Annotated in this window: 8 protein-coding genes; 3 read left to right on the forward strand and 5 right to left on the reverse strand. The window is 52.2% G+C overall.

Translation table 11 applies throughout. The features are described from left to right. Nucleotides 1-75: 75 nt before the first annotated feature. The 3 genes from C0039_RS15640 to C0039_RS15650 all read right to left on the reverse strand — a co-directional run bounded on the left by C0039_RS15640 (nt 76) and on the right by C0039_RS15650 (nt 6373). The gene (locus C0039_RS15640) at nt 76-2463 is read right to left on the reverse strand and encodes a pyruvate formate lyase family protein (RefSeq protein WP_101518612.1); all 2388 of its coding nucleotides are present in this window, start codon (nt 2461-2463) and stop codon (nt 76-78) included. A 243-nt stretch (nt 2464-2706) separates the two neighbouring features. Further along, nucleotides 2707-3729, reverse strand: a complete 1023-nt coding sequence (locus C0039_RS15645; protein ID WP_101518613.1) for an AraC family transcriptional regulator — start codon at nt 3727-3729, stop codon at nt 2707-2709. A gap of 235 nt (nt 3730-3964) precedes the next feature. Beyond that, on the reverse strand, nt 3965-6373 hold the full coding sequence (locus C0039_RS15650) for a pyruvate formate lyase family protein (protein WP_207796469.1): 2409 nt from the start codon (nt 6371-6373) through the stop codon (nt 3965-3967). Between the two features lie 662 nt (nt 6374-7035). Between C0039_RS15650 and C0039_RS20960 the strand changes: the two genes are divergently transcribed. The 3 genes from C0039_RS20960 to C0039_RS15665 are packed head-to-tail and all read left to right on the forward strand — an operon-like array spanning nt 7036 to nt 8939. After that, nucleotides 7036-7494, forward strand: coding sequence for a hypothetical protein (locus tag C0039_RS20960; protein WP_133126029.1), 459 nt, complete (start codon nt 7036-7038; stop codon nt 7492-7494). A gap of 41 nt (nt 7495-7535) precedes the next feature. Continuing rightward, nucleotides 7536-8186, forward strand: a complete 651-nt coding sequence (locus C0039_RS15660; protein WP_101518615.1) for a wax ester/triacylglycerol synthase domain-containing protein — start codon at nt 7536-7538, stop codon at nt 8184-8186. 36 nt (nt 8187-8222) lie between these two features. After that, nucleotides 8223-8939 (forward strand): WS/DGAT domain-containing protein, encoded by a 717-nt coding sequence (locus C0039_RS15665; RefSeq protein ID WP_101518616.1) that lies wholly within the window; start codon nt 8223-8225, stop codon nt 8937-8939. Nucleotides 8940-8947: 8 nt separating this feature from the next. On the opposite strand, the gene C0039_RS15670 is transcribed toward C0039_RS15665, so the two are convergent. Both C0039_RS15670 and C0039_RS15675 read right to left on the reverse strand, forming a co-directional pair. Next, entirely contained in the window at nt 8948-9685 is a 738-nt protein-coding gene (locus C0039_RS15670; protein WP_101518617.1) for a hypothetical protein, read from the reverse strand. A 26-nt stretch (nt 9686-9711) separates the two neighbouring features. After that, nucleotides 9712-10210: dehydroquinate synthase/iron-containing alcohol dehydrogenase family protein (locus C0039_RS15675; protein ID WP_133126030.1), on the reverse strand; the 499-nt coding region annotated here is incomplete at its 5' end.

Here is a 10210-nt window from a genome sequence, read left to right on the forward strand (position 1 = left end):
CTAGGGTCTAGCTCGCAGGCTCACTTTGGTAGAACTCCAAGAGCAGAGTCAAGGTAGGAAAACAGTAGTCTCGGCTCAGCCCTTGTTACTACTACGCGATATCACTTCATCCTGCATCTCAGGCGACAGATCATTGAAGTACGCCGAGTAGCCCGATACCCGAATCAGCAGGTTGGGGTGCAGCTCCGGATTGTCCCGCGCCTCAATCAGGATCTTCGGATCCAGCATATTGGCCTGCACCTGCATGCCGTGGCGCTTGAAGTACACCTTGTACATGCTACCCAGTGCACTCTTGCCATCGTCACACTCGTAACTGGAGGCATCCAGCTTGATATTGAAGTTGATGCCGTTGGCAAACTTCTTGTAATCGATCCGGTTCATGGAGTTCAACAACGCAGTGGTACCTCGCTTGTCCGCTCCGTTTTCAGGCGCAAAACCCGATGCAAAAGTCTCACCAGCCCGGCGACCGTTGGGTGTAGCGCTAGTCAAACTGCCAAAATGCGTATGGGAAGTATTGGAGTACACGCCCGCCAGGTACTGGCCGCCACGGGTATTCTTGCCCAGCGCGTGAATGGAATCGGAGTAGTGATCACCGACCCACTTCATCCAGGCATCCGCCTTGGGAATGTCGTTGCCAAATTTATCGATACCTTCCAGCCTGGTCCGCACAACCTCATCCGAGAGATTGTCTTTCAGGTGCGCAACCAACTCCTCAAGGGTGAGCCACTTGTCCTCGAACACGGCACTCTCAATGGCACCCAGGGAATCGGCCACGACCGCCATACCGGTGCCCTGGATGCCGGATGAATTGTACTTCGCGCCACCCTGCGTAGAGCAAACGCCCTGCTCCAGGCAGCCTTCGAGTGTAGCGCTGGTAAGAGGGGTGGGGTGGTGCTTGGCGTGAAAACGCTCTACCGCCTGCAGATCCCGATGGAGTTTGGCTAGCTGATGTTTTGTCTGCACATCGTAGGCGTCCAGTACATCCTGCATACATGTCATTGAAGATACTGGCGGAGTCTGCGCGCCGATTAACTTACCCGACCCAATTTGACACCCTTCATTGAGTGCCATTTCCAGAGCCAGGGCCAGGTTGTACATCCCGGCATCGGTAGAACCCAGGGTCTTGCCCGGCGCTGTGGGCTCAACACAGCCGATGGCGACATAGTCCCTGGCATCCTCCAGGGAATAACCGACATTCACCATAGACTCGATGATGGTCTCGTCGTTATACATGGCGGGCGCCGAACCCGGGCCGAAGTTCACCCGGATGACCTCATCGTAGAATGCCTTGGGTGTGTTCTCGTGAATACGGACGTGGAAGTTGGGCTGGCGCATGCGTAACTCATCGGCGAGCTCCAACATAATAAAACTGAGCTCATTGGTCGCATCGTTGCCCTCGGAGTCCTGGCCCCCGATGGTAATGACTTCCCAGCTGGTCATACCGCCCAGCATTGCGCCGGTAGTTTCAGACCATACGGGAATCGTTTCACAAATTTTCACACAGAAAGCACCAAGGAGTTCCTTGGCCTCCTCCCGGGTGATGACGCCATCTGCCAGGTCCTGCTCATAGTACGGATTCAGGAACTGGTCTATACGACCTGGGCAGGTCGTCTCCCCGGCAGTTTCCTGGAATATCGCGATATGTACCAAGGTCATACATTGGACCGCTTCGTAAAAGCTGGAGGCTCCGTGACGAGGCACGCGAGTACAAACTTCCGCGATCTTTTCCAACTCCTGACGACGCACAGGATCCCTTTCATCGCTTGCAACTCGCGTGGCCTCCGCGGCATAACGGTCACCAAATTCACCTAGTGCCTCCATGGAGATCTTCACGCCACGGTAGAACTCGAGTTTTTCCGGATCCGTGGTTTGTGCCTCGAAGGCCTCCACCTCGGCGATGATGCCCTCAGCACCCAATCGAATAATCTTCTCGTAGCCAGGTGCCAGGTGCGCGATGCCTCCAGCCTCATACAATTGGTACTGCAGTGCCTCGCCCTGCTCTTTCGCAAAACGCGCACGATCTTCGTTGTTATCGAATGCAAGAACTGCTGTGTTTCTTGTGAGCCAATATGGAATAGTTAATGCCAGTTTAATCCGATCAAGAAACTTGATATTGAGAGGGTTAACTCTGCGGGTGGGGATCTTGAAGATTTCCATCATCGGCGCAATGCCGGTCATCTCGGGATAGATGATGCCACCAACGCGATGGGCGGTGAAGTTGCCGACGACAAGCTCTTCCGGGTAGATTTCCACTGTCTTGTTTCTCAAAACATGGCGGGTAGCCTCGGCGATAAACTCGGGGCGGGACTTCGCCTGATTGTTTTTGTTCTTGCTGAACTGTGTCCAGAGCATCGCGCGTTCAATACAGGCTGCGTACTCCTCTGCTTGCACTGCCTTCTTCAGGTTCGGCACCCTTGTAACGGCCTTGCTAGTCGATTTCTGGGGATCCACTATCGCATTCATCTCGCTCTCCTCACGTCTATGTCGGTTATCCAGCCTTAGCTATCCCGCGGTCTGGCACACAGGTAAATGTATACCGCCCTCAGCAGGCTGTCAGGGCAGAATGGCTTAAAGTTCCGGCGCCTGCAGAAATACAGATGATATTTCTCCATAATTTTCTTTATTATCAATATGATAGAACTTGCAAATCAGCTCAACGCCAAAAACAATACATGGCTATTTACGTTAGGATTGCCCACTATTCTGTTACTGATACCTTTGCCTAAAATCCGTAAAACTGACCCCCGCCTCCTTCTTGAATAATCGGCCGAAGCTGTTTACATCACGAAATCCCAGCCTTTCGGACAATTCCGACATGGAACATTCCGTGTGGGCTGCCTCCCAGAAAGCCTCATCCATGCGATACATGGTGAGCTCACGGCTAAAGGAGGTACATGCCGCCTGCAGGTATCGTTTTAAGGTGGGAAGCGTCGTAAAGAGCTGTTGTGCACAATCCTCCTGCTTGTAGAATCCACGGGAAAAGAGCGTCCGCAGTTCATTCAAACCGCCCTTGTTGGCCGGCAGCTGATTCAGTTGTGCCTGCAATACGCGCCGAGTTGCATTAGCCGACACCGGATCGGCATTCGGAATAGGCAATGCAAGAAGATCTTTGTGAATCCATATCTGGTCTGCATGTTGATTCCATTCTATCTGGCCATCAAAGAACTGCCGCCACTCTTCTGCATAATCCGGTGGCGAGCCTTGCACCCTCACAAATAGTGAACTGGTATACTTCCGCGCCGCCTCGCCCCCAATCTGGAGTACAGACTGGAAAAATATTGAGAAATACGCTTCCAGCGAATGTCTCAGAATCGGGTCACGTGTGAATTCAGGATGGATAGTTAGGCAGCAATACTCGTGAGTATCTCGGCGCTGAACATAAAAGATTGGGGATACAAGTAATGGATAGTTCTCCTGGATATCAACCACCTGCTCCCAAGTCACGCAATTTAATGCAAGTAGACCGAGAAGCCCATGCGAAGCTACGGGAAGTCGAAGCCCAAACTGAAACCCCCAATCGCTTGCGATCCCTGCTACGACATCGGCGATTAGTCGATACTGTTGCCATGTAATGTGCAGATCAACATCATCGATATCTTGTAGACTGAGACCGGCGCCGTGTAGCAGTTCTTCTGTAGATAGCCCAAGTTCAAGCCCATACTCATAAAGATGAACTGGATGTAGCACCCAGGGAAATAGGGAGTCCTGGCCACCTATTAACTTTTTCATTTTTATTCAGGCCGCTATCAAAACCAATTATGCCACGTGTAAGTTGGCCATGGGGTTTATGTAGAAAATACTAATGTATACGCTAATTGTCGCTCACGCATCTAACAACTTTATTGAGAAATACTGCGCTTCCGGTCGTCGAAAGTAAAGACAGAATCAACATCACGAACACTTGTTTACAGCATAAAAAAGCGGCGCCCGAAGGCGCCGTAAATAGCCTCTTTAGCAGCAAGAGTTAACCTTTGTTTGAGCTGCGCCCGATCACTTCATCCTGCATTTCCGGTGACAGATCGTTGAAGTACGCCGAGTAGCCCGATACCCGAATCAGCAGGTTAGGGTGCAGCTCCGGGTTATCCCGCGCCTCAATCAGGATCTTCGGATCCAGCATATTGGCCTGCACCTGCATACCGTGCCGCTTGAAGTACACCTTATACAAGCTGGCTAGCGCATCTCGTCCCTCTTCACAGTCGTAACTGGAGGCATCCAGCTTGATATTGAAATTAATACCATTGGCGAACTTCTTGTAGTCGATGCGGTTCATGGAATTCAACAACGCAGTGGTACCTCGCTTGTCCGCGCCGTTCTCCGGCGCAAAGCCTGAGGCATACGTTTCGCCCGCCCTACGGCCATTAGGCAAGGCACCAACCAGGCCACCAAAGTGGGTGTGTGAGGTGTTGGAATACACGCCCGCCAGATGCTGGCCCCCACGGGTATTCTTACCCAGGGCGTGAATAGAATCGGAGTAGTGATCACCGACCCACTTCATCCAGGCATCCGCCTTGGGGATATCGTTGCCAAATTTATCGATACCTTCCAGTCTGGTCCGCACAACCTCATCTGAGAGATCGTCTTTCAGGTGAGCGACCAGCTCTTCAAGGGTGAGCCAGCCGTCGTCGAACACGGCGCTCTCAATGGCCCCCAGGGAATCGGCGACTGTCGCCATACCACAGCCCTGGATACCGGAGAAATTGTATATCGCGCCTCCACTGGTCGAACAAACACCGCTCTCCACACAGCCCTCGACCATGCTGCTAGTCAGTGGGGTGGGATGATGCTCAGCGTGAAAACGTTCGATCGCTTCCAGGTCACGGCGTAGCTTGCCCAGCTGATGCTTCACCTGGGTATCGTAGGCGGCAACAAAGTCGTCCATCGAGTGCATTTCACTAGCCGGAGGAGTCGCCGCTCCTATTTGCTTCGAGCTGTGGAACTGTTTGCCTTCGTTAAGGGCCAGCTCCACCGCCAGAGGCATGTTGTACATCCCGGCGTCGGTAGAAGCCAGTGACTTGCCCGGCGCCGTGGGCTCAACACAGCCAATGGCCACATAGTTTCGAGCGTCCTCCAGTGAATATCCCACGCTCATCATAGACTCGATGATGGTCTCGTCGTTATACATCGCGGGAGCGGACCCAGCACCAAAGTTGATGCGAATCACCTCGTCGTAGAATGCCTTGGGTGTGTTCTCGTGAATACGTACGTGGAAGTTGGGCTGACGCATGCGCAACTCATCGGCGAGCTCTAGCAGAACGTAACTCAGCTCATTGGTCGCATCGTTGCCCTCGGAGTCCTGGCCACCGATGGTCACTACCTCCCAGCTGGTCAGTCCACCGAGCGTGCTGGTAGCGACGTCTGAATGCATAGGGATGGTTTCGCACAACTTGACACAGAACGCCCCCAGGATTTCCTTGGCCTGCGCACGATCGATACGCGCTTCTGCAAGGTCCTTTTCATAATAGGGTCTCAGGAACTGGTCAATACGGCCCGGGCAGGTCGTTTCGCCAAACGTTTCCTGAAAGATGGCAATATGGGCAAGTGTCATTGACTGCACTGCCTCGTGGAAGTTCGTTGCTCCCTGCCGTGGCACACGAGAGCACACCGCTGCAATGTCCAGAAGCTCTTGCTTTCGTACCGGATCGCTCTCCTGCACGGCCATTGCCTTGGCCTCCGCCGCATAGCGATCGCCGAATTCCGCCAGTCCACTCATGGCGATTTTGACTGACCGGTAGAAATCCAGTTTCTCAGGATCGCTGGTTTGAGCTTCCATCGATGCCACTTCATCGATAATACCTTGCGCACCAACCTTGATCAGCTTTTCGTAGTCGGGAGCGAGGTGAGCAATGCCACCAGCTTCATAGACCTGATATTGGAGCGCTTCACCCTGCTCTGCAGCGAAGCGGAAGCGATCTTTCATGTTGTCAAATGCGCGGTAAGCTGCGTTCTTATTGAGCCAATAAGGTACCTTGGAGGCCAGTTTGAACCGATCCCAGAGGCTGATCTCGAGCGGATTAACTCTGCGCTTGGGTAAACCGAACGCCTCGACCATTACCTGAATACCGGCGAGCTCGGGGTAGCAGAACCCTGCCACGCGCTTGGAGGTGAAATTTCCGACGATCAGTTCACGTGGGTAAATTTTGACACTTTTGTGATTCAGTACATGGCGGGTGGCCTCTGCGATACGAACAGCAGGGGTCTTGCCCCTATTGCGCTTGTCCTTGTCGTACTCCGTCCAGAGCAAGGCGCGCTCAATACAGGCGCCATTGGTTTCGCTCTGGACTGCCTTTTTTAGTGCTTCAACTCGTTCACTCGGCGGCTGGGCACAGCGGTCAGAGTTCGTGGCAATAAGATCTTTATTGATAGGGGCATTCATTCTGACGTCCTCACACTTTGTTTAATCGTCCAAGCCTTAGCCATGCTGCAGGCTGTTACGTGACCCAAATGTATATTGCCTCATAGATAGTGTCAGGGCAGAATGGCTTAAAGTTAATGCCTATTTTGTGATGGATAGACAAATTATTAGCTTTTATATATATATATCAAATAGTTAACAACTACATTTTGGCTCACGCTCTCACGCAACGCTCTTGTAATATCGTTCGGATATTCGGATATTCTGGTGCAATTCAACTAAAATTAGCATTAGTAGCGCAGCTCGAGTGCTGCAACACCAAAGTGGATTCTTTAGCATTTCGAATCCTATATCGGGTTACTCGACGTACCAGAACTAACTAGTCAGAAGCTATGATTGTCCAACTCTCTATTTCTCATGATCTCAGTCGATGGCTGGGGATGGATTTGCCAAAGCTCATACGCAGAGGGAGTGACGTTATCGGCGCGCAGCGGATCGCCAATACTGAGGATGTGGTGAGCTGGCAATGTCATCTAATCACAAGTAGTCAAAGCCATAGTCCGTACCACACGGTAGTGGCAGTGCAACCCGTTAGTCATTATGCGTTATTGATTCCTTACCTACACCGCCCTACTCAAGACCAGCTCGCCGGCGATCTGATTTATCGCTGGGGCAATGAACTAATGCATAGGATGGTCGACACCAGAGCTATCCAACAGTCTGACGTAGTAACTGTCGCCGAGCAGTTCAAGACCAGTCCCCGTAGCATCGAATGGTACCTAAATAGCGATCAGGACCTGTTGGAGCGGGCCAGCTCCACCGAGCAGTGGATAGATGGTTATCTGGAAGCTTTTGAACTGAACTATCTCGAGGAGGACCATGCAATCGACGTGGGAGCTCACATCAATAGTCAATCAATCACCAGGGATGGCATGCAGGATGATGACTCCGCGGTTGTGGGATTCGTAAATGACGGCCTGTATCGCTTTGCAAATGGCCTCTGCACCCGACTGTTTGAGAACACTATAGAAGGCAACTATCCCTACCCATGGGCGGAGGATCCACCCCGAGAGATTTTCCCAGGACCTGCTGAACAAGGTGGCGCCGAGCTCTTCTCGATAGACCATCTAAGCAGTAAGTAGCGATCCATCGGACTTTCTATCTCGCCATATGGATATTCGACATGAACAAGTCTAAAGCACTGGATCCAACAAGTGCAGCATTTCTCTTCACCGAAAAGAGAACCACGCCTATGCATATCGCTGTGCTTGGCATCTATAAGCCACCGAAAGGTACCGATGAGGCGAAATTCCTGCAGCGCCTGGTAGATACCGTTGGTAATATCGAACGATTTCGTTTCCCTTTTGGCAGCCGCTTGCATTCATCCCTAACAGGGCCAAGCTGGATAGACGATGACGACATCGATATTTCTTACCACTTGCGCAGGTCCGGCCTCGCAACGCCTGGTGACTTTGAACAATTGTTTACGCTTGTATCCAGGCTTCACGGAACATCTCTGGATCGCGACAGGCCTTTATGGGAACAACACCTGATCAACGGCTTGGAGGGTAATCGCTTCGCTCTCTATACAAAGCTTCACCACGCAGCCATCGACGGAGTGGGCATGGCCAAACTCGGCCAATCCATGCACTCGACAACAAAGTCCGATCGCTTGAAGACCTCGCCATTCTGTCGCGGCCCACGAACGGAGGCGTCTACGCGGGAATTTCGAAAACCCACTCAACCTGTGTCTATGCCGGATCTAAGAGTGGGTTTGGAGGTATTAAAACAGGCCTCTGGAAGCACCACGAACATATCTTCAGCAATGTTATAGTACCTGCAGGGTTATATCCGACCGGGTGATCTCACAGTGCCCTGGCAGCATCGTGGCCCCACCCCATTGAATACCAAAGTCGGAGCTCCACGATCCTTCAATGCAAGCTCATGGGAACTTGACCGTATCAAGCAACTTGGCAGGACGCTCGGAGGCACAATAAATGACGTTGTGCTGAGTGTTTGCTCAGGCGCTATTCGGAGCTATCTAAAACAATGGCATGAGTTACCGACACGACCGCTGACCACCATAGTACCGGTTTCCCTGCGTGACAAAGGCGATACAGGCAGTGCAAACCAGATCGCGTTTATCACCGTAAACCTTGCTACCGATGTTGAAGATCCCGAGCAGCGCTTTAGGGATATCCAGAGATCAGTGAAATCTGGAAAATCTCTCTATACTGGGCTGTCTGCGACGGAAGCCGGAGTATTCAGTGCCTTGACACAGGCGCCGGTACTAACCTCATCCCTATTAGGCCTGACGCCAAAATTTCCGCACAGCAGCGTACTCATATCCAACGTACCCGGCCCCCGAAAAAAAATGTATATCGACGGGGCCGAGCTCGAGGCAAGTTATCCTGTTGCCGCACTACCCGAGGGCATCGCGCTAAATATCACTGTCTCCAGCTACGCAGGAAGATTGGACTGTGGTGCCGTCGCCTGCCGGCGGTCGCTACCCGAAGCTGACAGGATTATTGACCTGAAGGGAGATGCACTGGTTGAATTGGAGAAAGTGGCAGGCATCAGCGCCTAGAGGCTCGCTTAGTGCGACTTGCCGCTCATTGTAACCTCGAATTCGATGCTGCCCAACGCGCCATAATCTACACGGTAGCAACCAGTTAACATTGGCAGTCCACCGCCACAGGTACCGCACAATAATACCGAACCACCTTCTATTTGAAGACCACGCTCTCGAGCTTCGCTAATACACCATTGCAGCGCCTGTTCTGGGCCACCCAGGGAATCCATCGGAGAGGTTTCCATGATAGTGGAACCGTCCAACGTGGACGTCAATTTTGAAGATTTCAGGGCGTCGAAATCCACTTCTGACCACGGGATCTGCTCGCCAACGAGAAAGCGATCAGCACCCAGGCTGGAAACGACTAGGTTTGCCGCCGTCATATCTTCGGGTCTGGAAAAGTTTACGTAGACAAATTCAATCGCTGGACCCACAGACTTTGGCTGTCCCTCAGCATCAAGAATGATGGCCAACTCACACTCGATCTGCGAGCCAGCCAACAGAGGAACACGGTCACCCAACATCAGCTCGCCCCAGTCATACACATAGCCGAGCAAAGCATGGTCAAGTCCAAAAAAGGGCTGGAGATCTGTATTAGTCAATCCTGCCTTCAAACCACGTATTTTCTTGTCGCAGACACGCTCAGCAACAGATGGTAGTAATGCATAGGCATCGTCTAATGTGAGGCCCTCGGGAAATTCCGAAAGTGGGTTGTGGCCCAGTATGTCGCTGGCTAGCTTTGCCTGAAACTCTTCATGCATGCACTGTGTCCTTCTATGTTCTTGCTCTAAACGGCAACGAGCCCATTAACTATCGATTGCAAATCGGATGCATCCAGGTATCGGGGAACGGGATACATATTGCCCGCCTCGGCGCCGGCTGACCGCACCACATCATCTTGTTTCTGTGGGGTGAAATTTTCGATCTGGAGGGGCATGTCCATGGTTGAACGCATTTCGACAATTGCAGCTATAAATTTATTTGCCAGGATTTCGTCGTTATCATCCGCCGCGCCAATCCCGACAAGTCTGGCAAGCTCAGCTAGCCGGGAAAAAACACTGTGGCCGTAAGCAGCAAGTACTTCGGGAAATACCATTGCATTGGCGTTTCCATGCGGGGTACCGAAGAGTCGCCCCAGTTGGTGCGCAATTGCGTGGACATAACCCACGCCGGCGACTCCAAAGCTCATGCCGGCGTAGAAAGAAGCAGTGGCCATGGCGTCCCTGGCCTCCATATCGTCGCCGTTACGATATGCTCTTAGGAGATAACGAAAGATAAGCTTAACA

This window comes from Pseudohalioglobus lutimaris (genome assembly GCF_002866825.1).
Taxonomy (GTDB): Bacteria; Pseudomonadota; Gammaproteobacteria; order Pseudomonadales; family Halieaceae; genus Halioglobus; species Halioglobus lutimaris.